This is a genomic window from Niallia oryzisoli, from assembly GCF_036670025.1.
In the GTDB taxonomy this organism is placed as follows: domain Bacteria; phylum Bacillota; class Bacilli; order Bacillales; family Cytobacillaceae; genus Bacillus_BD; species Bacillus_BD oryzisoli.
Genome location: NZ_CP137640.1, coordinates 4,475,180 through 4,498,770, shown reverse-complemented (window position 1 = coordinate 4,498,770; position 23,591 = coordinate 4,475,180). Strand labels below are relative to the sequence as shown.

The 23,591-nt window shown below is 37.7% G+C and carries 16 protein-coding genes, 1 tRNA gene, 2 pseudogenes and 1 riboswitch; of the genes and pseudogenes, 18 read left to right on the top strand and 1 reads right to left on the bottom strand.

Annotation, left to right across the window (positions count from 1 at the left end; all coding sequences use genetic code 11):
• Window positions 1-159 precede the first annotated feature (159 nt).
• The 11 genes and pseudogenes from R4Z09_RS22515 to R4Z09_RS22465 all read left to right on the top strand — a co-directional run bounded on the left by R4Z09_RS22515 (window position 160) and on the right by R4Z09_RS22465 (window position 13,665).
• Window positions 160-1,083, top strand: a complete 924-nt coding sequence (locus tag R4Z09_RS22515) for a malate dehydrogenase (protein ID WP_338448960.1) — start codon at window positions 160-162, stop codon at window positions 1,081-1,083.
• An 18-nt stretch (window positions 1,084-1,101) separates the two neighbouring features.
• Window positions 1,102-2,871, top strand: coding sequence for a thiamine pyrophosphate-requiring protein (locus tag R4Z09_RS22510; RefSeq protein WP_338448959.1), 1,770 nt, complete (start codon window positions 1,102-1,104; stop codon window positions 2,869-2,871).
• Window positions 2,872-3,081: 210 nt separating this feature from the next.
• A pseudogene (locus tag R4Z09_RS22505) lies at window positions 3,082-4,298 on the top strand (aldehyde dehydrogenase family protein).
• 281 nt (window positions 4,299-4,579) lie between these two features.
• Window positions 4,580-5,923 (top strand): aromatic acid/H+ symport family MFS transporter, encoded by a 1,344-nt coding sequence (locus R4Z09_RS22500; RefSeq protein WP_338448958.1) that lies wholly within the window; start codon window positions 4,580-4,582, stop codon window positions 5,921-5,923.
• A gap of 273 nt (window positions 5,924-6,196) precedes the next feature.
• Window positions 6,197-7,666 carry an aldehyde dehydrogenase family protein gene (locus R4Z09_RS22495; protein WP_338448957.1) on the top strand — a complete coding sequence of 490 codons (1,470 nt, stop codon included), beginning with the start codon at window positions 6,197-6,199 and terminating at the stop codon, window positions 7,664-7,666.
• A gap of 262 nt (window positions 7,667-7,928) precedes the next feature.
• Window positions 7,929-8,044, top strand: a riboswitch (SAM riboswitch).
• Window positions 8,045-8,133: 89 nt separating this feature from the next.
• Complete coding sequence (locus tag R4Z09_RS22490) at window positions 8,134-8,511, top strand: peptide-methionine (S)-S-oxide reductase (RefSeq protein WP_338448956.1); 378 nt, start codon at window positions 8,134-8,136, stop codon at window positions 8,509-8,511.
• Window positions 8,512-8,816: 305 nt separating this feature from the next.
• Window positions 8,817-9,083 carry a phosphocarrier protein HPr gene (locus R4Z09_RS22485; protein WP_338453334.1) on the top strand — a complete coding sequence of 89 codons (267 nt, stop codon included), beginning with the start codon at window positions 8,817-8,819 and terminating at the stop codon, window positions 9,081-9,083.
• A complete protein-coding gene (gene ptsP, locus R4Z09_RS22480; RefSeq protein WP_338448955.1) occupies window positions 9,083-10,810 on the top strand; it encodes a phosphoenolpyruvate--protein phosphotransferase in 1,728 nt (575 codons plus the stop codon). Before R4Z09_RS22485 ends, ptsP begins: the two co-directional genes overlap by 1 nt.
• Before the next feature lie 27 nt (window positions 10,811-10,837).
• A complete protein-coding gene (gene pfkA / locus R4Z09_RS22475) occupies window positions 10,838-11,797 on the top strand; it encodes a 6-phosphofructokinase (protein WP_338448954.1) in 960 nt (319 codons plus the stop codon).
• 99 nt (window positions 11,798-11,896) lie between these two features.
• Window positions 11,897-12,757 carry a class II fructose-bisphosphate aldolase gene (locus tag R4Z09_RS22470; protein WP_338448953.1) on the top strand — a complete coding sequence of 287 codons (861 nt, stop codon included), beginning with the start codon at window positions 11,897-11,899 and terminating at the stop codon, window positions 12,755-12,757.
• 122 nt (window positions 12,758-12,879) lie between these two features.
• The gene (locus R4Z09_RS22465) at window positions 12,880-13,665 is read left to right on the top strand and encodes a class I SAM-dependent methyltransferase (RefSeq protein ID WP_338448952.1); all 786 of its coding nucleotides are present in this window, start codon (window positions 12,880-12,882) and stop codon (window positions 13,663-13,665) included.
• A 78-nt stretch (window positions 13,666-13,743) separates the two neighbouring features.
• Here R4Z09_RS22465 and R4Z09_RS22460 read toward each other — a convergent pair.
• Window positions 13,744-13,815: transfer RNA gene (locus R4Z09_RS22460), tRNA-Val, on the bottom strand.
• 323 nt (window positions 13,816-14,138) lie between these two features.
• Between R4Z09_RS22460 and R4Z09_RS22455 the strand changes: the two genes are divergently transcribed.
• From R4Z09_RS22455 to gabT, 7 genes and pseudogenes are all read left to right on the top strand, one after another.
• Window positions 14,139-15,437 (top strand): Glu/Leu/Phe/Val family dehydrogenase, encoded by a 1,299-nt coding sequence (locus R4Z09_RS22455; protein WP_422392211.1) that lies wholly within the window; start codon window positions 14,139-14,141, stop codon window positions 15,435-15,437.
• 183 nt (window positions 15,438-15,620) lie between these two features.
• A pseudogene (locus tag R4Z09_RS22450) lies at window positions 15,621-17,036 on the top strand (sigma-54 interaction domain-containing protein); the annotation flags it as partial.
• A 254-nt stretch (window positions 17,037-17,290) separates the two neighbouring features.
• Window positions 17,291-18,715 (top strand): NAD-dependent succinate-semialdehyde dehydrogenase, encoded by a 1,425-nt coding sequence (locus tag R4Z09_RS22445; RefSeq protein WP_338453333.1) that lies wholly within the window; start codon window positions 17,291-17,293, stop codon window positions 18,713-18,715.
• Between the two features lie 381 nt (window positions 18,716-19,096).
• Window positions 19,097-20,311, top strand: coding sequence for an L-2-hydroxyglutarate oxidase (gene lhgO / locus R4Z09_RS22440; protein WP_338448949.1), 1,215 nt, complete (start codon window positions 19,097-19,099; stop codon window positions 20,309-20,311).
• Between the two features lie 22 nt (window positions 20,312-20,333).
• A complete protein-coding gene (locus R4Z09_RS22435; RefSeq protein ID WP_338448948.1) occupies window positions 20,334-20,663 on the top strand; it encodes a DUF3870 domain-containing protein in 330 nt (109 codons plus the stop codon).
• 328 nt (window positions 20,664-20,991) lie between these two features.
• Window positions 20,992-21,942: a glutarate dioxygenase GlaH gene (gene glaH / locus R4Z09_RS22430; RefSeq protein ID WP_338448947.1), complete on the top strand. Its 951-nt coding sequence runs from the start codon at window positions 20,992-20,994 to the stop codon at window positions 21,940-21,942.
• A gap of 264 nt (window positions 21,943-22,206) precedes the next feature.
• Entirely contained in the window at window positions 22,207-23,568 is a 1,362-nt protein-coding gene (gene gabT, locus R4Z09_RS22425; protein WP_338448946.1) for a 4-aminobutyrate--2-oxoglutarate transaminase, read from the top strand.
• Window positions 23,569-23,591: the final 23 nt, after the last annotated feature.

The following is a 23,591-nucleotide window of genomic DNA, read 5'->3' as shown; positions in this document are numbered from 1 at the left end:
TAATTGGAACGGTCGTTAAATAATGGCATTGGATAAAGCATCTAGAGTGTAACCCCTAGCACTATAATTAAAAAGGCCGATTTCCATGTCTCCTTTAAATGCTTAATTAGTTAAAATCAGGGAGGAAACAAGAGCAACTTTAAAGATAGGGTGATTTAGATGGGGAAAATATCAATTATCGGTGCAGCAGGAACCTTAGGTGCTACTTGTGCCATGTGTATTTCGCTAAAAGACTTTGTTGATGAACTTTGTTTAATTGACGTTAATGAAACATTACTTGATAACCATGTTATGGACTTTGAGAATGCTTTTCCTTCAAAAACAATCTATAGAGGATCTTACAAGGATCTAGAACATTCAGATATCATTATTATTACTGCAGGGGTACCCAATAGAAATGAAGTAACATCAAGAACAGCCTATCTAGCGGATAATATTCGTATTTTCAATAAAATTGGTGAACAAATTACGAAGTACGCTCCAAAGGCAATTATCGTAACTGCTTCCAATCCTGTAGACATTTTAAATTATTATCTTTTTGAAAATTTTGGTTTTAATCGTTCCCAATTGATTGGCTACACACTCAATGATTCTCTTCGATTTGAATGGTCTATAAGGAAAATCTTAAATATTAATCATAAAAATGTTATCAAGAGTCCGGTCCTTGGTGAACACGGTAATTCCCAGGTACCGCTTTTCTCCCACGTCTTACAAAATAATAGCAAACTAGTTTTTACCAGCGAGCAAAAAGCAAGAATTCAAGAAGAGCTTCAAAATTGGTTTGTTCGCTTCAACAGTTTAAATATTAAACGAACGACTGGATGGACAACCGGGGTTGGTATTAGTCAGATCGTCCATCATCTATTACATGATAATTTAGTATCGACAATAGGATCAACCATTCTTAGAGGAGAATATGGATTTTCAGATGTAAGTATTGGTGTACCAATTATAGTGAATAAAAAAGGGGTCCAAACGGTATTGGAATGGGACTTGGAACCTTCGGAAAGAAAAGCTTTTAATGAATCAGTTCAAAAGATCAAGACGTTAATCGAAGAGAATAAGACACTATTTGTAAATTAGATAGAGAGAGGGATTTATATGTATACAGCAAGTACCGCATTTTTAGAAGCTCTGCAGGAAGCAGGTGTCTCTTATATATTTGCTAATTTGGGAAGTGATCATCCTGCCATTATTGAAAGCCTTGCTGAGGCTAAACAAAAAAATAAAAAATTACCGGAAGTCATTATTTGTCCAAATGAAATGGTAGCCTTAAGTTCAGCGCATGGATATGCGCAAATTACAGGAAAACCTCAAGCTGTTATCATTCACGTGGAATGTGGCACACAGAACCTGGGTGGTGCCATTCATAACGCAGCAAAAGGAAGAGTACCGGTTCTTATATTTGCGGGAGCTTCTCCTTTTACACAAGAAGGAGAGTTAACAGGAAGCCGAAACGAATTTATTCACTGGATTCAGGATGTTTTCGACCAACGCGGCATTATGCGTGGTTATTCTAAATACAATAATGAAATTCGCACTGGAACTAATATCAAACAAATCGTACATCGTTCGCTGCAATTTGCCAAAAGTGATCCGAAAGGTCCTGTTTATTTAATGGGTGCACGGGAGGTCATGGAAGCGGAGGTCGAACCAGTTACAATTGATACGTCTCTGTGGGAGCCGATCATTCCGACCGCTATGCCTCCTCAATCTGTTAATGAGGTAGTTCAAGACTTACTGAAGGCTGAAAAACCACTTGTGGTTACTTCCTACTTAGGACGTAATCCAGAGGCGGTAGATGAATTAGTTACATTCTGTGAGAGTTTGTCTATCCCGGTCATTGAATCATGTCCAAATTATATGAACTTCCCTTCAGATCACCCATTACATTGCGGGTATCAATGGAATACACCAGGTCAAAATAAATTAATCGCAGATGCAGACCTTATTCTTGTAATGGACAGTGACGTCCCTTGGATCCCAATGAAAAACAAGCCATCTGATCAAGCGACTATATATTACTTTGATATTGATCCAATTAAAGAAGAAATGCCTGTATGGTACATCCCTTCTAAGAGATTCTTTAAAGTAGATTCACATATTGCATTGCAACAGTTAAACAAGCAATTAAGAAACAATGAAAATATCGATTCAGAGCTTGTTAGTAAGCGACTAAAGACTTATGCAAAAATACACGAAAGTCAAAAACAATCTCTAGCCTTAATTGAAGAAGTAGGTACTGACTATATTACACCAGAATATTTAACAGCGTGTATTCGTGAAATCATGGATGAGGATACGATTGTTTTGAATGAAGGGATCTCCAACTATCCGACGATCTCGAACCATCTGAATGTAAACCAAAGTGGTACACTTTTTGGAAGTGGTGCAGGGTCATTAGGGTGGAATGGAGGCGCAGCCATTGGAATGAAGCTGGCTAGACCAGATAAAACCGTAATTACTCTTACTGGTGATGGAGCGTATATGTTCAGCATTCCATCAACGGTTCATTGGATGGCCAACCGATATAATACACCGTTTTTAACCGTCATTTACAATAATCACGGTTGGAAATCACCAAAACTATCTACCCTTGGTGTCCACCCTACTGGAATTGCCCAACAAATCAATGAATTCTTCGTTGATTTTACACCGGTTGCGGATCTTTCAAAAATCGCAGAGGCAGCGGGAGGCGCTTTTGCCAAGAGTGTCAAAGATCCAGAACAATTGCAGGATGCTTTAAATGAATGTCTGCAAGCTGTAAAAGAAGGACGTTCAGCTGTTCTTGATGTTCATCTGCCAACTGTAGTCAGTGAGGGTGAACGAAAAGAGGAAACAAATAAAGAGGACCTACAAGCTATTAAATAATAGATAGTATATAACTATATTTATAATAATCAAAATCTTTAAAAAATTAAAAAGAGTGAGTGAAATAATCTCAACAGTTACAAATACACTTAATAGTTGGACAAAGCAATATATTGGTGGAGAATGGCAAGAAGGCAACAGCCAAAAATCATATACAAATAAAAATCCGTATGATCAATCTAGTTTAGTAAGTATCAAACTTGCCTAGATATTGATACTTCTCATAAAAAAGCACAGCAAGCTCAGCTGCATTGGCAGCAAAGGGATCCGAGTGAGCGTGCGGATATGATGAAAAAAGCTGCGGAAGTTGTCGAAAGCATGAGAGAAGAAATCGTCAGTGTTCTCATCTCTGAAACCGGAAGCAGTGCGATTAAGGCCAATGTTGAGGTAGATTTAGCCATAGCAGATATTCAAGAATTCGCAAACATTCCATTTAAAATGAACAGTGAAATAAGTACCTCTGTGATTCCGGATAAGGAAAATAGAGTTTATCGCCTTCCGGTAGGTGTCGTAGGGGTCATTAGTCCATTTAACTTCACATTTATCTATCTATGCGCGCCATTGCACCAGCCCTTGCAGCAGGAAATGGAGTTGTAGCGAAGCCTGATTTACAAACATATATTTCGGGTGGTTTCATCATCGCGAAAGTATTTGAAAAAGCAAGATTACCTAAAGGGCTATTCAACGTAGTCGTGGCGGATATAGCTGAAATCGGTGATTCATTTGTAGAACATCCGATTCCACAAGTTATCTCATTTACAGGATCTACAGCTGTAGGCCGCCGTATTGGTGAGCTGTGCGGGAAACACTTAAAACGCGCTGCCCTAGAACTTGGTGGAAACAATGTCATGATTGTGCTGGATGATGCTGACGTGAATCAAGCAGCTAGCGCTGCTGTGTTCTGTAAGTTTTTACATCAAGGACAAAATTGTATGTCCCTGAATCGAATCATCGTACACCGTAATATTAACAATGAATTTGTACAAGTATTTAAGGAAAAAACAGCGATGCTAAAAGCAGGAAACCCCGCAGATCCTGAAGTGTTTATCGGGCCACTAATAAACGAGGGGCAAGTAAAGAAAATTAAATCATTGGTGGATCAGTCCATTGAACAAGGAGCAAATTGTATCCAAAAAGGTAAAATCGAAGGTACTCTCGTTGAACCAATTATTTTAACAGATGTTACAAATGATATGGAGGTAGCCAAAAATGAATTATTCGGTCCTGTTGCAGCCATCTTACCGGTTGATAGCGAAGAAGAAGTAATTCGGATTGCAAATGAAAGTGATTTTGGACTGAGTGGTGCTGTTTTCACTGGCGATGTGGAACATGGAGTAAACGCAGCTCTCCAAGTTCACACAGGAATTATTCATGTCAACGACCAAAGTGTCAACTGTGAACCAAATATTCCTTTTGGCGGAGAATAATCCTCCGGTTTGGGAAGATATGGCGGGGAATGGTTTCTAGATGAATTTACAACAACAAGATGGGTGTCCTTTCAAAAGGTACCAAGACCTTTTCCCTTTTAACAAATAAAACGAATATTGAGTAATACCTCAGAAGCGGACGATTAGAAAGTTCTCTTATCGTCCTTCTGAACAACCATCGGATTTATCCCCATTCTTAAAGCTAAAGGGAGGGGGGAAAAGAGTGCGGTTACAAAGAGTCAGTTTGAAGACGAGATGTTATTTATATGAGGGGGGAAACTATGAATAAAATTAATGTAAGAGAATTTGTTGATGAATCAAAATTTAATCGCTTTCATGGCCTTGTTGTCTTTTGGTGCGCTTTTATTCTTGTTTTTGATGGATTTGATTTAGTAGTATATGGAACGATTATACCAGCACTAATGGAAGAATGGTCCTTAACAGGAATTCAGGCAGGTAGTTTAGGAAGCTACGCTCTTTTGGGGATGATGTTCGGCGGGTTTATTTTTGGACCATTAGCTGATAAATTTGGCCGTAAAAATGTCATTATTCTCTGTGTTACGATTTTTAGTCTATTTACGGGATTAATTGCCTTTGCTACAAACGTTACTCAATTTGGAATTCTTCGTTTTTTGGCAGGTTTAGGATTAGGAGGAATGATGCCAAATTCGATTGCATTAATGACGGAATTTTCACCGAAGTCATACAAAAATACTCTAGTCTCTATCATGTTAAGTGGTTATTCTCTAGGTGGGATACTATCTGCAGCACTTGGAATCTATCTTATCCCTAAATTTGGCTGGGAATCCATGTTTTTGGTAGGAGCCATCCCATTACTTACAATACCTTTAATGATTAAATCTCTTCCTGAGTCTCCTGGTTTTCTTGTGGCTAGAAATAAGAATAAAGAGATTGGGAAAATGTTATCCAAAATCGATTCTACCTTTATACCTAATAAAAATGATGTATATGAAATTATTGTTCCCCAGCAAAAAGGTACGACAGTTTCACAGCTATTTAGAAATGGCCGTGCTATAAATACTTTCATGTTTTGGATTGCATACTTTATGTGTTTGTTAATGATGTATGGTTTAAATACATGGCTACCAAAAATCATGACTGAATTAGGATATGAAATGGGTTCAAGTTTAATGTTCCTATTAGTTTTAAATTTAGGAGCCATTGTAGGGCCTATTATAGGTGCACGGGTGCCAGACCGTTGGAGTGCTAAGACAGTGCTTATTCTATTCTTTTTCATCGGTGCAGTTTCTTTGGCTTCACTGGGACTTACTCCAAATACATTGGTTCTATATGTTCTTATTGCTATTGCTGGAGCAGGAACGATTGGAACACAGATTCTTCTTTACTCCTTTACTTCTCAGTATTATCCGATTCATATACGTTCAACGGGCATTGGCTGGTCGTCAGCAGTTGGAAGATTTGGTGCTATCTCCGGTCCAATGTTGGGAGGAGTCCTTCTCTCAATGAATCTAGCATTAAATCAAAGTTTTATGGTTTTTGCTGCAGCGGGTATTATCGCAGCATTTGCTATTATGCTTATTCAAAAGAAAAGGGAAAAAAATGTCGATTTAGAAAGTTATGACTCGGACAAACAAGTGTTATAGAAAATAAAACTCATGATGAACCTAAAGACATTTGATCAAACTTGAGTTGGGGGTTTTCCTAAGTAATATAATCTTACAAAAAAACACCATTGAAAATTCAGAAGATTTCGATAATGTTATTTGGCAATGATAGTAAGCAGATTCCCGTTTGATAAATTAGTTCAGTTTCATAGTTTTTTAGATACTAACCAAGCTATAGCTGATTCTATAAACGGGTTAACTATTAAATCAATCATTAAAATGGGAGAAATAACTAAGGAGGGAATTAACTTTATGACAACAGTAATGACAAAATTTAGTCAATGGAGTAATCAATATATCGGTGGAGAATGGAGAAAAGGGCAGAGCCAAAGTGAAAATAGTAACCAAAATCCATTTGATCACTCTGAGCTAGTAAAAATTCAATTAGCTTCCGTTGATGACATTGATGCAGCGTATCAGTCAGCAGCAAAAGCTCAGACGGACTGGCAAAAAACAAATCCGGAAGCACGTTCAGCTCTCCTGAAAAAAGTAGCTGAAGTGTTAGAAAATCGTAGAGCGGAAATTGTCAAGATTCTTATTGCTGAAACGGGAAGCAGCTTCGCAAAAGCTAATGCTGAGGTGGACTTTTCGATTGCTGATATAAATGAGTTTGCAGAATTGCCATTTCAAATGGAAATGAAAGTTGTTTCATCCGTGATTCCAGGGAAAGAAAATCGTGTTTATCATCTGCCGGTGGGAGTGGTGGGTGTCATTAGTCCATTTAACTTTCCATTGTATTTGTCAATGCGTGCCATTGCTCCAGCCTTAGCTGTTGGAAATGGTGTTGTAGTAAAGCCAGGATTACAAACATTCATTTCTGGTGGGTTATTTATTGCAAAAATTTTCGAAGAGGCCGGATTGCCAAAGGGGTTATTAAATGTAGTTGTTGCATCTAGCAGTGAAATTGGAGATGCCTTTATTGAACATCCGATTCCAAAGGTAATTTCCTTCACAGGTTCAACAGAGGTTGGAAAACGGGTTGGGGAAATCTGCGGAAAAAACTTAAAACGTGTAGCTTTAGAGCTCGGTGGAAACAATGTGATGATTGTCCTTGAGGATGCTGATATCAATCAAGCAGCCAGTGCCGCTGTGTTTGGAAAGTTCCTGCATCAAGGCCAAATTTGTATGGCATTGAATAGAATTATTGTGGATCGAAAAATTTATGATAAATTTTTCCAAGTATTCAATGAAAAAACACAGCTAATAAAAGCTGGAAATCCGGCTGATCCAGAAGTATTCGTCGGGCCGCTAATTTCTAAGAATCAACTAGATCAAGTTCAAGAATGGATCGATGAGTCAATCCGTGAAGGAGCAGTATGTATCCAAAGGGGCAATGTGACAGGAACACTAATGGAGCCTGTTATTCTAATAAATGTGACAAATGATATGGCCATCGCAAAGAATGAGCAATTTGCACCTGTTGCAGCTCTTTTACCAGTGGATAGCGAAGAAGAAGCCATTAGAATCGCAAATGATAGTGAATATGGTTTAAGCGGCTCCATTTTTACTAGTGATTTAGAGCATGGTGTAGAAGTGGCATTACAAATTCAGACTGGAATGATTCATGTAAATGACCAAAGTGTAAATTGTGAATCGAACGTTCCGTTCGGTGGAGAAAAATCATCTGGATTAGGAAGATATGGCGGTCATTGGTCTCTAGAAGAGTTTACAACAACTCGATGGGTATCCGTTCAAAATGAAAACCGTCCGTTCCCATTCTAAGGTTTGATTCCATGCAGAAAATCCTTGAATGAACTACACCCCCAATTATATGGTAGTATGTTTGAACGAGACAAAAAAATCTAAAGTTTTTTTACTGTTAGAATCAAAATAATTGGATGAGTTATTAGAGATTTTATATAAGAGGGTTGATTATCTTACGATTCAATATATTTATTTTCAAAATATTACTTGAGTTTTAGATAATTGAATGTTAATATCAATAACAATAACTCAAGTAGTTAAATAAAATAATAGCGATAACTTCTTATCCAGAGTGGTAGAGGGACAGGCCCTATGAAACCCGGCAACCATCAAGTCAAGTTTATGACTTGAACGGTGCTAATTCCTGCAAAGGTGTTAACCTTTGAAAGATGAGAGCAATGTATTTAATTATACGGACCTCTCTTTTTATAAAGAGAGGTTTTTTAAATGGAAAGAGGCTTATCGCTCAGGAGGAGCGAATTGAAATGGAAAGAGCAATATTTGGTGCAAGTGGATTTTTTAGTCAAAAGGCATTTATTACAGGTTTAAGAGGGATCGAAAATGTTCGAACAGGGCATCTAAGAGAGAAAAATTTAGATATAGTGGAAATATGGTATAATCCCTGGAAAGTATCTTATAAGGAATTATTAGAATTATTTTTTGACTTACATGATCCAACATCAAGAGAAGGTCAACAATTTACCAATCAATCCTTCATTTTTTTCAATAATAAAACACAATTATCAATAGCTAAACAAAAGAAAAATGAGTTAAAACAGCTTTTTAAAAATAAAATTATTACAAAAATTACGCCAGTAGATGAACAAGTTTATAGTCTAGATGAGGTAAAATATGTTTCTTAACAAATAATTTTTCTAAAAAACCCTTGATAATCAAATATTATCAAGGGTTTTTTAGAAAAAGAATACAAAACAGTTTACATGCAATTCACAAAATTGTTGAAAGATACATTTAACCTTGTTACAATAAATACAAATGAAAGGTTATTTTTTTGTCTTATTTGGGACAATAAATGTCCTTATGGGACATTTATTGTCCCTGCGGTGTTTTTGATGCCCCAACCTGACCTGTTGGGAAATCCATCCGATTAAGAAAATCTTCAAATAATTGGAAATATATAAATACTGAAAGGATTTGAATGAGAAAAATGACAGAAAAAACATTTAAAATTACAGCCGAAACAGGTATTCACGCACGTCCAGCAACTGTATTAGTAGGAATGGCAAGCCGGTTTGATTCTGATATTCATCTTGAATTTAAAGAGAGAAAAGTAGATTTGAAATCAATCATGGGAGTTATGTCGCTGGGTATTGGACAAGGTGCAGAAATTAAAGTCAGTGCAGCTGGTGAAGATGAGCAGGATGCAATGAAGGCTTTACAAGATTTATTACATAAAGAGGGGTTGGCAAAATAATGAATTTTCTAAAAGGAATAGCTGCGTCAAGTGGGATTGCAATGGCCAAAGCCTATCGATTAGTTGAACCAGTTCTTTCATTTGAAAAGAAAGTAATTGAGGATGCTAATGTGGAAATTGAAAGATTACATACTGCATTAACAACATCTAAAACAGAGCTTGAGACCATTCGTGAAAAGGCGAAGGTAGGACTTGGCGAAGAAGAAGCAGCCATATTCGATGCACACTTGCTAGTTTTAAGCGATCCAGAACTGATTACTCAGATAGAAGATAAAATAAAAACAGAAAAGGTAAACGCAGAACAAGCTCTGAAAGAAGTTGCGGACATGTTTGTTTCGATGTTCGAACAAATGGACAATGATTATATGAAAGAGCGAGCTGCCGACATTCGCGATGTAACGAAACGTGTCCTTTCTCATTTACTTGGTGTTCAAATAGTGAATCCAAGCATGATTTCAGAAGAGGCTATTATTGTGGCTGAAGATTTAACACCTTCAGATACCGCCCAATTAAACCGCGAATTTGTTAAAGGTTTTACAACCAATATTGGCGGACGTACTTCACATTCAGCTATTATGGCTCGTTCAATGGAAATCCCAGCAGTTGTTGGAACAAAAACTGCAACAGTGGACATTCAACATGGTGACTTTATCATAGTTGATGGTTTGAAGGGTGAGGTTTATGTAAATCCAACATTAGAACTCATTACTCAATATGAACAGGAACAAATTCGTTTTGAAGAGCAAAAAGCAGAGTGGGCAAAACTTTTAAATGAAAAAACTGTTTCGGTTGATGGTCATCACGTAGAATTAGCTGCCAACATTGGAACACCTAATGATTTAGCCGGAGTCATCAACAATGGCGGTGAAGGCATTGGTTTATACCGAACAGAATTTTTGTATATGGGACGTAATGAGCTCCCTTCGGAAGAAGAGCAGTTTGAATCCTATAAGACAGTTCTTGAAGGTATGAATGGAAAGCCTGTTGTCGTAAGAACATTGGATATCGGTGGAGATAAGGAGCTGCCGTATTTAGATTTGCCAAAAGAAATGAATCCTTTCCTAGGATTTCGTGCTATTCGTCTCTGTCTTGAGGAGCAGGATATATTCCGTACACAATTGCGTGCATTATTGCGGGCAAGTTCTTATGGAAATTTAAAAATTATGTTTCCAATGATTGCGAACTTAGATGAATTCCGTGCAGCAAAGACTATTTTAGAAGAAGAAAAGCAAAAGTTGGTGAGTGAAGGCGCCGATGTTTCTGATTTTATTGAACTTGGGATTATGGTCGAAATACCTTCAACAGCGATAATGGCCGATCAATTTGCAAAAGAAGTGGATTTCTTCAGTATCGGAACAAATGATTTAATTCAATATACAATGGCTGCCGACCGTATGAATGAACGGGTTTCCTATCTATATCAGCCATACAGTCCTGCTATATTACGGTTAGTAAAAATGGTGATTGATGCGGCCCATAAAGAAGACAAATGGGCTGGAATGTGCGGGGAAATGGCGGGAGATGAGATCGCCATCCCGTTATTGCTTGGCTTAGGTCTTGATGAGTTCTCAATGAGTGCTACATCCATCTTAAAAGCACGTTCGCAAATTCTCCGACTTTCGAAAAATGAAATGGAAGAATTAGCTGAAAAAGCACTGCAAATGAGTACAACATCTGAAGTTGTTGAGGCAGTAAAAGCATTGTCAGATAAAGTAATGAGCATTTAAGACAAAACGTGTTTTTGGAGTGAAATCATGAAACGAATTGGTGTTTTAACAAGCGGTGGGGATGCACCTGGAATGAATGCTGCTATAAGAGCGGTTGTTCGGAAGGCCATTTACCATGATGTGGAAGTGTATGGTATTTATGGAGGATATTCAGGTTTAATGAATGGAAACATTGAAAAACTTGAGCTTGGATCTGTCGGAGATATTATTCATCGTGGCGGTACGATGCTTCGCTCGGCAAGATGTGAAGAATTTAAAACAAGAGAAGGTCAATTAAAAGGTATCGAGCAGTTAAAATTAGCTGGAATTGAAGGGCTAGTTGTGATAGGTGGAGATGGATCCTACCGTGGGGCAAAGGCTCTGACTGAACATGGTTTCCCTTGTGTAGGTGTTCCTGGAACGATTGACAACGATATTGCGGGAACACAATTTACCATTGGCTTTGACACCGCTTTAAATACGGTCATTGAAGCGGTTGATAAGATTAGAGATACAGCCCAGTCCCATGAACGTGCGTTTGTGATTGAAGTGATGGGCCGTAATGCAGGTGATATTGCACTATGGTCCGGGCTTGCAGGCGGTGCAGAGTCGATTCTTATTCCTGAAGATAACTATGATATGAATGATATTTGTGAGCGATTAATACAAGCACAAGAGCGTGGAAAGAAATATAGTATCATCATTGTTGCTGAAGGTGTGGCAAGCGGCGTTGAATTTGGCAAGCAAATTAAAGAACTGACAAATTTTGATACGCGTGTTTCAGTATTAGGACATATTCAACGCGGCGGGGCCCCTACTGCCTTTGATCGTATACTGGCAAGCCGTCTTGGTGCACGTGCTGTTGAGCTTATATTAAAAGGTAAGGGTGGCAGAGCAGTTGGAATAAATAACAATCAAATGATAGATAATGATATTGCTGCTATTTTAGGAGAAACCCATACAGTGGATATGAATCTATTAACATTATCAAAGGAGCTCTCTATTTAAGTTAGACCGAAGGGTTTTAATGGAAGATGAGTGATTCTTACATTCATCTTCCATTTAATAAATTTAAAGCAAAAATACATATTTTTAGGAGGAAGAATCATGGGGTTAGTTTCAATGAAAGAGATGTTAAACACTGCATTAAAGGAAGGGTATGCGGTTGGACAGTTTAACATCAATAATCTTGAGTGGACACAAGCCATTTTATCCGCTGCGGAGGAAGAAAAATCACCAGTTATCCTTGGGGTTTCTGAAGGCGCAGCTCGTTATATGGGCGGCTTTTCTGTTGTTACAGCTATGGTAAAAGCACTTGTGAATGAAATGAATATCACAGTTCCAGTGGCAATCCATTTGGACCACGGTTCGAGCTTTGAAAAATGTAAAGCTGCCATTGATGCTGGTTTTACTTCTGTTATGATTGATGCTTCACATCATCCATTCGAAGAAAATGTAAAGATTACAAAACAAGTAGTTGAATATGCACATGAACACGGTATATCTGTTGAAGCTGAATTAGGAACGGTTGGCGGACAGGAAGATGATATCATTGCTGAGGGTGTTATTTATGCAGATCCAAAGGAATGTGAGCAGTTAGTGAAACTGACAGGAATTGATTGTCTTGCCCCAGCATTAGGCTCAGTTCATGGTCCTTATAAAGGGGAGCCAAACTTAGGTTTTCAAGAAATGGAAGAGATTTGTCAAACAATCGGGCTGCCGTTAGTTTTACATGGCGGTACGGGTATTCCAACGGATCAAATCAAAAAATCCATCTCCCTAGGTACAGCAAAAATTAACGTAAATACAGAAAATCAAATAGAATTTACGAAAACAGTCCGCGAAGTATTAAATGGAGATTCTGATGTATATGATCCACGTAAAGTGATTGGACCAGGACGTGAAGCGATTAAAGAAACAGTGATTGGTAAAATGCGTGAATTTGGTTCTGCTGGAAGAGCAGTTTAATTGAAGAGAGCAGCCTTGTGGCTGCTCTTTTGTAATAAAAAATAGTTATCTATATGTATTTAAAAAAACTATTGTTAAAAAAGTATGTAAATTTATATAGTTAAATTAGGGGAGAGGAGTAAATGAGAAATAATTCTGAGGAATTGAAAAGCAAAGTAAAACAACAATTTGGTACAAATGCCAAAAAATATGTTGATAGTAAGAGTCATGCCTATGGATCGGATCTTCCAATAATAATAAGTTGGGCAGAACCCAAAGAATACTGGGTTGTTTTGGATATAGCGACTGGTGGGGGGCATGTTACGAAACAGTTGTCTCCATATGTAAAACAAGTATTTGCGACTGATATAACGATAGAAATGCTAAATGAAGCAAAAAAATTTTTAGATCAATACGTTTCGAATGTGTCATACATTGTAGCAGATGCAGAAAGATTGCCGTTTTTAGACGAAACTTTTGACCTTATTACATGCAGAATTGCTGCTCATCATTTTCCTAATCCACAAAATTTTATAGGAGAAGTAAGCAGAGTATTAAAACCGGGTGGGAAGTTTATCTTAGTGGATAATATTGTTCCTGAAGATGAACGAATAGATGAATTTATTAATACGCTAGAGTTATTGAGAGATCATAGTCATGTACGTTGTTATAAAGAAGGTGAATGGAAGAGCTGGGCTAATAACGCAGGATTGGGTTTTATTAAATCACAAATAAGAAAAAAAACTTTAGATTATAAGCCATGGGTTCAAAGGACAACAACATCCGTAGACCAAGTATTAATTGTGAAAGAACATATTATAAATGCAGATGAACATATACAAGAATATTGTGGTATAAAAATGAATCAAGGAGAAATTGCTTCATTTCACCTTGACGAATGGATGGGTTTATTTGAAAAAAATAGCTAAGAAAAAGGATAGAGACTCTATCCTTTTTCTACTATTATAAATAATAAAAAAACACTTTCTAATGAAAGTGCTTCTTGATGATCCGAGAGGGATTCGAACCCCCGACCCCATCCCTGTCAAGGATGTATTCTCCCACTGAACTATCGGATCGTAATAAAAATATTTTCTAATACAATGATATGTAGATTTAGTATCGACAATTAATAATATATTATAAATATACATTTTTGTCAATAAGAAATCCGTTTAGTTTAATTATTTTCTATGAATAAGAAAAAGCAGTGAGAAATCCAGTAAAGCGGAACTCACTTTTTTTGTCCGCTAACATAAAGTTATGCAGTTTCGCATAGTCTAGTTAATTTTTCATAAGTTGAGAAATGAAATAAACCATGCTTTTCCTGTCAGCCTGGATTTATCAGAATTAAAATGATGGCACGTAATTTGCATAATGTATTAATAAAAATATTATCGAGGTGTTTATAGTGTCTATTAAATCTGTTAACGTAAAGCAAAATGAGGCAACTAAAGAGAAAGATAATTCACTGCTGGAATTTCAAGAGACGCTGCAAGAAGCTGTTAATATAATGAACTTTCCTCATCAGGTTTTTGAACTCATCAAAAAGCCAATGAGATTTTTAGAGGTCCTTATACCGGTTCGAATGGATAATGGAGAGGTACAGATTTTCCAAGGCTACCGTGCTCAGCATAACGATGCAAAAGGGCCGACAAAGGGAGGCATTCGCTTTCATCCGGATGTGACACCTGAAGAAGTAAAGGCACTTGCAGGATGGATGAGTTTAAAATGCGGTGTTACCGATCTCCCATATGGAGGGGCTAAAGGCGGCATTGTCTGTGACCCTCGTCGGATGAGCTTGGGTGAATTGGAGAGATTGAGCAGAGGCTATGTACGGGCTGTCAGTCAGCTCGTAGGGCCGACTAAAGATATTCCAGCTCCGGATATGTACACGAATGCACAAATTATGGCCTGGATGCTTGACGAATATGACCATATCCGCGAATTTGACTCACCTGGGTTTATTACAGGAAAACCGATTGCCTTAGGGGGTTCGAGGGGAAGGGAAACGGCTACCTCTAAAGGTGTTCTCTATACGCTTCAAATGGTGTGTGAACTAAGAAAGATGTCGTTAAAAGACACAAGGGTTCTAATACAAGGATTTGGAAATGTAGGAAGCTACTTAGCGCAGTATTTATATGAACTGGGGGCAAAGGTTATCGGTATCGGTGACGCACTGGGAGGCTTATATGATGAGAATGGACTCGATATTCCATATCTTCTTGATAACAGAGACTCCTTTGGAATTGTATCAAACCATTTTTCTAACTCAATTTCGAACCAGGAACTGTTAGAAAAACCTTGCGATGTTCTAATTCCTGCAGCGATTTCAGGTGTTATTCATAAACGGAATGCAGATAAAATCAAGTGCAAAATTGTCATCGAAGCAGCAAATGGACCGACAACGAAAGAGGCTTTGCAAATTCTTGACGAACGCGGAATCCTCCTTGTTCCGGATATCTTAGCAAACTCAGGCGGTGTGGTTGTATCCTATTTCGAGTGGTGTCAAAATAATCAGGGTTACTATTGGACGGAAGAAACGGTTGACGAACGCTTAAAGGAAAAAATGAAGGAAAGCTTTGCCAATGTATATGCAACCGCTAAAAAATATAATGTTAATTTAAAAATTGCTGCCTATATTGAAGGAATCCAAAAGATTGCAGAAGCTTCAAGATTAAGAGGCTGGCTAAATTATTAATTTATCATACATTCTTAAAGTAGAAAAAGATGTGATCTTTTTCTACTTTTTATATTTTAAAAATTCAAAATAAAATGATAGTATCAAACTTAAGAGATTAAGGGAGATGAAGTCATGTTTTCCAGCCAAAATGAAAAATTAGATCGAATATCGAACGATGTGGAAGATGGTTTCGAATTAAAACAAGATAAAGAAAGTGAAATTGAATATATAAAGGAACTAAATACAGATTTGAATGCGATCTTATCCAGTATTTATGATGAAATTCTCGTGGTCAATGCAAAAGGGGAATTGCTTCGCTATAGTGAGAAGATTATCGAAGACTTTTGGCAGGTTGATTTAAAAGAGTTAATTGGAAAAAATATTATGGATCTTGTAGACAAAGGTTACTTTACACCGTCTGTTTCAAGATTGGTCATGGAAAAGCAAAAGAAGGTTTCTGTTGTTCAAGAAACAAGCACGGGTAGAAAAATCCTTGCTGTCGGAAATCCAATTTTTAATGAAAACAATGAATTAGAGCGGATTGTGATTGCATCAAGGGATATTACAGAAACCTCCCGCTTAAAGAATGAACTGGAGGAAATACGGGAAAAATCAGAGCTCTATAAAAAAGAATTACAGCATTTTAAAATGAAGGATCAATTATCAAAAAAATTGATTTACAGCAGTCCAAAAATGGAAAAAGTCATGAATCAAGTAAAGAAAATAGCCGATTTTTCATCCACTGTTCTCCTTAACGGGGAATCGGGCGTTGGGAAAGAAGTCATTGCAGAGGCCATTCATCAATTTGGCAGAAGAGCGGAAAAACCTTTTCTTAAACTAAACTGCGGAGCGATTCCGGAAAATTTATTGGAGAGTGAGCTGTTTGGTTATGTAAAAGGTTCTTTTACGGGTGCAGATAAGAATGGGAAAGAAGGCTATTTTAAACAAGCAAATGGAGGCATTTTGTTTCTAGATGAAATCGGTGAAATGCCGATGCACCTGCAGGTAAAACTGCTCAGGGTTCTTCAAGAACAGGAAGTAATCCCGATTGGAAGTACGACACCAATTAAAATTGATGTCCAAATCATTGCAGCAACAAATAAAAATTTAGAAAAACTTGTTGAGGAAGGAACGTTCCGAGAGGATTTATTTTATCGCTTAAATGTTATCCCAATTAAAATCCCTCCATTAAGAGAAAGAACGGAGGATATATCCCCGCTGGCGTTTCATTTTCTGCAGCGTCTAAATGAAAAGTATGACCGCCATTATCATTTAACACCGGATGCAATCAATATGCTTGAATGCTATTCCTGGCCGGGAAATGTAAGGGAACTGCAGAATATCATTGAGAGATTAGTGGTATCTGCCGACCAGCCAGCGATTGATGCTGAGTTTGTCAGCCAATTTCTAGCGTATGGCTATGAGCGTAAAAAAATGAAGCCTATGGTAACAAGAGTCATGCCTTTACAGGATGCGATTGAATCGGTGGAGGAGCAACTGATTGTTATGGCCATGAACCAATATAAGACGACGACAAAAGCGGCAAAAGCATTAGGGATCAGTCAATCTTCTGTCAGCAGAAAGTATCAAAAAATTGTCAGTGAAAAACTAATTTGAATAAATTCATATGAATAGGAGGCTGCTTCGGATGATTTTTCTGAAACAGCTTTTTCATTTCAAAGATAAATAGATTTATGCACAAGTGAATAGAATTAATAAAAGTTAAATTCAAAAATAATGAAATACAGTTTCTTACCATTGGCATGATTATTGCAAAAGAATGTAATAAGTGTAATCCATAAAACAATGATTTAAGGTGCAGAAGGGGAGAAAAATAAATGACAAGTATCAAAAAATATGAGGTTTATCCAATGTATATTGATGGGCAATGGGTAGGCAATGAAAATGAATTTTTTACAGAAGTGATAAATCCGGCAACAAATGAAGTCATCGGAGCGGTACCTACTGGAGGTGCTTTGGAGGCGAAGCAGGCCGTAGATGCAGCCCATGCTGCTTTTAAAACATGGTCCAAAAAAACTGCGGATGAACGCTATCGACTGCTTATGAGATGGCATCAATTAATAGAAGAAAATAAGAATGAAATTGCCAGAATTATGACAATGGAGCAGGGAAAGCCATTACATGAAGCAGTAGGAGAAGTACAGTATGCTAACAGCTTTATTTCTTGGTATGCAGAAGAAGGGAAACGGGTATACGGTGAAACGATTCCAGCCTCCCACCCTCATAAACGGATCCTTGTCCGTAAAGAACCTGTAGGAGTTGTTGCCGCGATTACACCATGGAATTTTCCAGCAGCGATGATCACAAGAAAAGTAGCGCCGGCTCTTGCAGCGGGTTGTACATGTGTTGTAAAACCAGCAAACCAAACTCCATTAACTGCTTTGAAAATTGCTGAACTTGCCCATGAAGCCGGCATTCCTAGTGGTGTATTAAATGTTATTACTGGAAAATCTGCGGAAATTGGCGATGCTTGGCTAAAGGATACACGTGTAATGAAAATAACGTTCACCGGATCAACAGAGGTTGGGAAGACGTTGATGCGCGGTGCTGCTGAAAATGTGAAAAAAGTCAGCTTAGAGCTTGGCGGTAATGCTCCTTTTATCGTTATGGATGATGCGAATCTAGAAAAGGCGGCAGAAGGATTAATTCAATCGAAATTCCGCAATGCCGGCCAGACATGTATCTGTACAAATCGGATTTATGTCCAAGAAGGAGTAGCGGATGAGTTCATTCAGATTTTTCAAGCAAAATTGCAAAAGTTTAAGGTTGGCAATGGATTAGAGGCAGGAACAGATATAGGGCCATTAATTGATCATGCAGCATATGATAAAGTTGCAGGACTTGTAAACGACGTCATTGTAAAGGGTGGAAAGATATCCTACGCGGGAGAGAAACCGGCTGGTGAGAATGGTTATTACCATGCTCCTATGATCCTAACGGATATTAACGAGGATATGGAATGTATGAAGGATGAAATCTTTGGTCCATTGGCTCCAATTGCTACCTTTAAAACTGAAGAGGAAGCGTTAGAGAGAGCGAATAATTCCCGCTATGGCTTGGCAGCCTATATTTTCACAGAAAATCTTAGTCGTGCTTTCCGCATGAGTGAAGGAATCGAATACGGAATTGTTGGATTGAATGACGGTCTGCCATCTACAGCACAGGCGCCGTTTGGCGGATTTAAGGAAAGCGGTCTTGGCAGAGAAGGCGGACATTTCGGAATTGAAGAGTTTTTGGAAATAAAATATATTTCCATTGCCTTAAGTGAAGGTTAATAAATCTAGAAAGCAAGTTTAATGATAGTTTCTATCATTAGGCTTGCTTTTTTGTTGGAGATTTTTTTGGAAGCTATAAATAACAGCTTCACAATATCCCGTTATGCAAAAATGAATAACCAATGCAAATTCGACTAGACAGGATAGTTAGATAGGAAACTTTGAGGATTAATAAAAGATGATCATAATAATATCCAATTATGCAAAAATGAATAACTTATGCAACTTTGAAAATATCGAAAACACTTCAAATATAGAAAGTTTGGCATAAAACTTGCTTGTAAAAATAGTGTAAACAAAAATAAGCCCTTACGGCGATTCTAAATTTTTATGAAATTGATAAAATGTTAAACTATTCTGAAAAAAAGGAGGATTTTATACATGTATGATTTTGCAATTGTTGGCGGGGGAATAGTAGGTTTATCTACAGGAATGGCAATATATAATCGATTTCCAAATGCGAAAGTTGTCGTGATAGAAAAGGAATCTAAAGTAGCTGAGCACCAAACAGGTCATAACAGCGGGGTTATTCATTCCGGCATCTATTATAAACCAGGCAGTTTCAAAGCAAGATTTGCCCGTCAAGGCAGCCAATCAATGACAGAATTCTGCCAAATCCATGGGATTGAACACGATATTTGCGGGAAGGTAATTGTTGCAACAAAGGAAGAGGAGATACCGCTTCTGCAAAACCTATACACCCGCGGACTTGAAAATGGTCTTGCTATTACAAAAATCGGACCGGAAGAGTTAAAGGAAATTGAGCCGCATGTGAAAGGCCTTGGTGCTATTCGTGTACCTCAGGCAGGTATTGTGAATTATCGCCAGGTAAGCGAGAAGTTTGCTAAAATCATCAAAGAACATAGCGGTGAAATAAAATTAAACACAAAAGTAGAGAAAATCCATGAGGACTCTGACGGTGTGACAATTGAAACTAATCGTGGAACTTTCAAAGCTAATATGGTCATTAATTGTGCAGGCTTGCATAGTGACCGTGTGGCAGCCGCTGCCGGGTATAAAACAGATATGAAGATTTTGCCGTTTCGCGGTGAATACTTCAAATTAAAACCGGAAAAGCGCTATCTAGTAAAAAATTTAATCTATCCTGTTCCAAATCCGAAGTTTCCATTCTTAGGTGTCCATTTTACCCGCATGATAAGTGGTGAAGTGGATGCAGGTCCAAATGCAGTACTTAGCTTTAAACGGGAGGGCTATAAAAAAACCGACTTTAATGCAAAGGATCTGGCCGAAGCATTAAGCTACAGCGGTTTATGGAAAATGGCAGGAAAGTTTGCGAAAGAAGGATTTGAAGAATATGTCCGTTCTTTTAGCAAAAAACAATTCACAAAAAGTCTGCAGCAATTAATTCCTGAAATCCAAGAGAATGATTTAATTCCTGCACCAGCTGGCGTTCGTGCTCAAGCATTGAAAGACGATGGAAATATGGTGGATGATTTTCATATTATCATGGGAAGACGTTCGATTCACGTGTGCAATGCACCATCGCCGGCAGCAACAGCATCCATTGAAATAGGTAAAGAAGTAGTACGAAGAATTCCTGTTCAATCCCACTTACTTGAAGCTGCAATTATTTAATGTATAGGAAGGATGATCCTTTATGTTTAATGGGAAAACCATTTTCGTTGCCGGCCATGCCCGCTTACCGCAAGGGATGGCAGCCAAAAGTGTCTTTGATACGTTAACAATAACGGCAGAAATTGATAAGAAATATGGGGTTATACTGGAGGCATCATGTACGCTGGCAACAGAGCACGGACGTGAATTTATTGGCCGCCTATTAAAGGGAACTAGTCTTAATGACGGGGTTGATGAAGCCATTGAAGCAATCCAGACGTATTATCGCGGGAAAGCGACCAATGCACTTGTTGCTGCCATAAAGGATCTTGATGTTCATTTTCAGCAGATAAAATCTATTTCTGTCAAATAAAACAATATAATTATTATTTAAAAATTAAAAATATATTGACAATTTAGCCAATCCATAATATTATTAGGTTAATTCAATGTAAAGCATGTTTGCCTTTTGGAAAATGCCCTTTCAAAATCGTGAACAGCAATTGAACGATAGACGGGAAACGTAAATAACAAACGAACTGTATGTTCACTGTGACTCTATTGCCATAGAGCGGTGAAGTGAATATAAGCCAGTTGTACAAGTAGATTCCTATGATGATAATAGGAAGCTTGTTCGACTGGCTTTTACTATTTCCTGTTGATTATTTCACCTATATCACAAAAAACAGGAGGAACAAAACATGAGTATGACAACTGAAAAACAGAAGGCAAAATTTGAAGTGAAAACTAAAAACTATGAGGTAAAGGTTCATCCGCAGACAAACCGTTTATACCACATTACGATTACAAGAAATGCGATAAAAGGATTCCTTGAAAAGGCAATAAATGAAAACTATTCTGTTCAGCATTTAGAATATACTCCATATGCACGCCACCTTGTTGCAGCGTATCTTTTAGAGCAGGTGGGAGAAGAGTTTGGTAATCTGCTTCGTGAAATTATTCATGATCGTGAGTCAGGTGGATTTACTCTCGGTTTAGAAGGTATTACAGAAGAGACTGATGAATATGTTATTTTTGCAACAGCTATTTCACATATAGTAGGTATTCCAAATTTCGACTCCATGACAGGAAAATATTATGCAAGATTTTCCGTAAAAGATACGGACAACAGTGATTCTTACCTCCGTCAAGCCTATCGTTTATTCACGCTTCACACTGATGGTACATTTGTTGATGAACCAACAGATTGGCTTTTAATGATGAAAATGGTAGAGCAAAATGCACGAGGCGGGGAATCTCGTTTACTGCATCTTGATGATTGGAAGGAACTTGATAAATTTATGAAACATCCGCTCGGGAATCACCGCTTTACGTATAAAGCGCCTAGCAGTAAAAATGTAGATCAAGAAATCGATCGTTTAACGTTCTTTGATTATAATAATAAGCCAGGAATGTGTTTTATTGACCAATTCGTTTATCCAGAATCTATTGAACAGGCAAAATACCTGCATGATTTGTCAAACTCAATGGAGAATGATAAAAGTGTGATTGAATTAAAACTGCCTGTTGGAAATTTGGTAGTCCTTAATAATATATTTTGGCTTCATGGTAGAGCAGCTTTTGAGAAGGATCCAAATCTATATCGTGAATTAATGCGCCAACGAGGCAGATTTAATCAAAATGCTATCTAACTAACTCATTCCTTTGTTTTTAAATAATATCCAACCCCACCCCATATTGGATATATCTGATAAAAGAAAGACTCATTCTCTGGATTTTAGTCTGGAAAATGAGTCTTTTTTTATTTTTTTCTAAGGATGATAGAAATGGCATGAAGATTGCTTATGAAAAATGTAAGAACATAAATTTATTGGCACAGATACGATTTATGGATTTATGTTGGCATAAGAATTGCTTTATAAAAAAGCAAGAAAACAACTTGAACAAAGGAAAGGATGATAAAAATGAGTTTCGCAGAAATCAAAACAAGTATCCCTGGAGAAAAATCTAAATCATTAGTCGAGAGACGACAAAATATAGTTCCTAAAGGAGTAAGCAATGGGGTTCCTGCATTTGCTCAAAAAGCAGAGGGAGCGTTAATTACAGATGTTGATGGAAATACGTTTATTGATTTTGTCGGTGCGATTGGTGTGATGAATGTTGGACATAATCATCCGAAAGTGAAACAAGCCCTGCATGAGCAGGTTGATCAATTTATTCATACTGGATTTAATGTCATGATGTATGAATCTTATATTGAACTGGCAGAAAAGCTTGCAGAATTATCTCCTGGTAATCATGAGAAGAAAGTTCTTTTACAAAATAGTGGTGCCGAGGCAGTCGAAAATGCCGTTAAAATTGCCCGTAAATATACAAAACGACAAGGTATTATTTCCTTTTCCAGAGGATATCATGGCCGTACATTAATGACGATGACCATGACAAGTAAAGTTAAGCCTTATAAATTTGAATTCGGTCCATTTGCACCTGAAGTATATAGAGCGCCTTACCCATACTCATATAGAAGACCAGAGGGTATGACAATTGAGCAGCATGAAGAGCAGGTGCTTGCTGACTTTAAAAACTTCTTTATTACAGATGTAGCATCAGAAACAATCGCGGCTGTTGTTATGGAGCCGGTGCAAGGCGAAGGCGGTTTTATCGTTCCTGGAAAACACTTTGTCCAAGGAGTTGCTGAATTCTGTAAAGAGCATGGTATCCTATTTATAGCCGATGAAATTCAAACAGGATTTGCCAGAACAGGGAAATACTTTGCAATCGAGCACTTTGATGTTGTTCCAGATTTAATTACTGTTTCAAAATCAATGGGTGCAGGAGTACCAATCAGCGGTGTAATCGGCAGTAAAGAAATTATGGATCAATCTGAACCAGGTGAACTGGGCGGAACATACAGCGGAAGCCCATTAGGCTGTAAAGCTGCTTTAGCAGTATTAGAAATCATTGAAGAAGAAAACCTTAACCAACGCGGGCAAGAAATCGGTGAAAAGGTTATGGATCATTTTGAAAGGTTAACAGAAAAGTTTGATTGCATAGGTGATATAAGAGGTCTTGGAGCGATGTGTGCAATGGAGATCGTGAAAGACAGAGATTCAAAGGAACCTGCAAAGGATTTGACTAACAGTATTATTAAGGAAGCGAACAGGAGAGGACTGTTGCTTTTCAGTGCAGGAGTTTACAGCAATGTATTGCGCCTGTTAATGCCGCTAGTGATTACAGATGAGCAGCTAGAGGAAGGATTAAATATCTTAGAGCAAGCAATCGAAGCAGCAGTTGCAGCAAACAGTGTAACAGCATAAAGAACAAGGTGTCAGGCACCCCA

Coding starts and splice junctions, on each gene's coding strand:
- R4Z09_RS22515 (WP_338448960.1), top strand. CDS start 160: ATGGGGAAAATATCAATTATCGGTGCAGCAGGAACCTTAGGTGCTACT.
- R4Z09_RS22510 (WP_338448959.1), top strand. CDS start 1,102: ATGTATACAGCAAGTACCGCATTTTTAGAAGCTCTGCAGGAAGCAGGT.
- R4Z09_RS22500 (WP_338448958.1), top strand. CDS start 4,580: ATGAATAAAATTAATGTAAGAGAATTTGTTGATGAATCAAAATTTAAT.
- R4Z09_RS22495 (WP_338448957.1), top strand. CDS start 6,197: ATGACAACAGTAATGACAAAATTTAGTCAATGGAGTAATCAATATATC.
- R4Z09_RS22490 (WP_338448956.1), top strand. CDS start 8,134: ATGGAAAGAGCAATATTTGGTGCAAGTGGATTTTTTAGTCAAAAGGCA.
- R4Z09_RS22485 (WP_338453334.1), top strand. CDS start 8,817: ATGACAGAAAAAACATTTAAAATTACAGCCGAAACAGGTATTCACGCA.
- ptsP (WP_338448955.1), top strand. CDS start 9,083: ATGAATTTTCTAAAAGGAATAGCTGCGTCAAGTGGGATTGCAATGGCC.
- pfkA (WP_338448954.1), top strand. CDS start 10,838: ATGAAACGAATTGGTGTTTTAACAAGCGGTGGGGATGCACCTGGAATG.
- R4Z09_RS22470 (WP_338448953.1), top strand. CDS start 11,897: ATGGGGTTAGTTTCAATGAAAGAGATGTTAAACACTGCATTAAAGGAA.
- R4Z09_RS22465 (WP_338448952.1), top strand. CDS start 12,880: ATGAGAAATAATTCTGAGGAATTGAAAAGCAAAGTAAAACAACAATTT.
- R4Z09_RS22445 (WP_338453333.1), top strand. CDS start 17,291: ATGTATATTGATGGGCAATGGGTAGGCAATGAAAATGAATTTTTTACA.
- lhgO (WP_338448949.1), top strand. CDS start 19,097: ATGTATGATTTTGCAATTGTTGGCGGGGGAATAGTAGGTTTATCTACA.
- R4Z09_RS22435 (WP_338448948.1), top strand. CDS start 20,334: ATGTTTAATGGGAAAACCATTTTCGTTGCCGGCCATGCCCGCTTACCG.
- glaH (WP_338448947.1), top strand. CDS start 20,992: ATGAGTATGACAACTGAAAAACAGAAGGCAAAATTTGAAGTGAAAACT.
- gabT (WP_338448946.1), top strand. CDS start 22,207: ATGATAAAAATGAGTTTCGCAGAAATCAAAACAAGTATCCCTGGAGAA.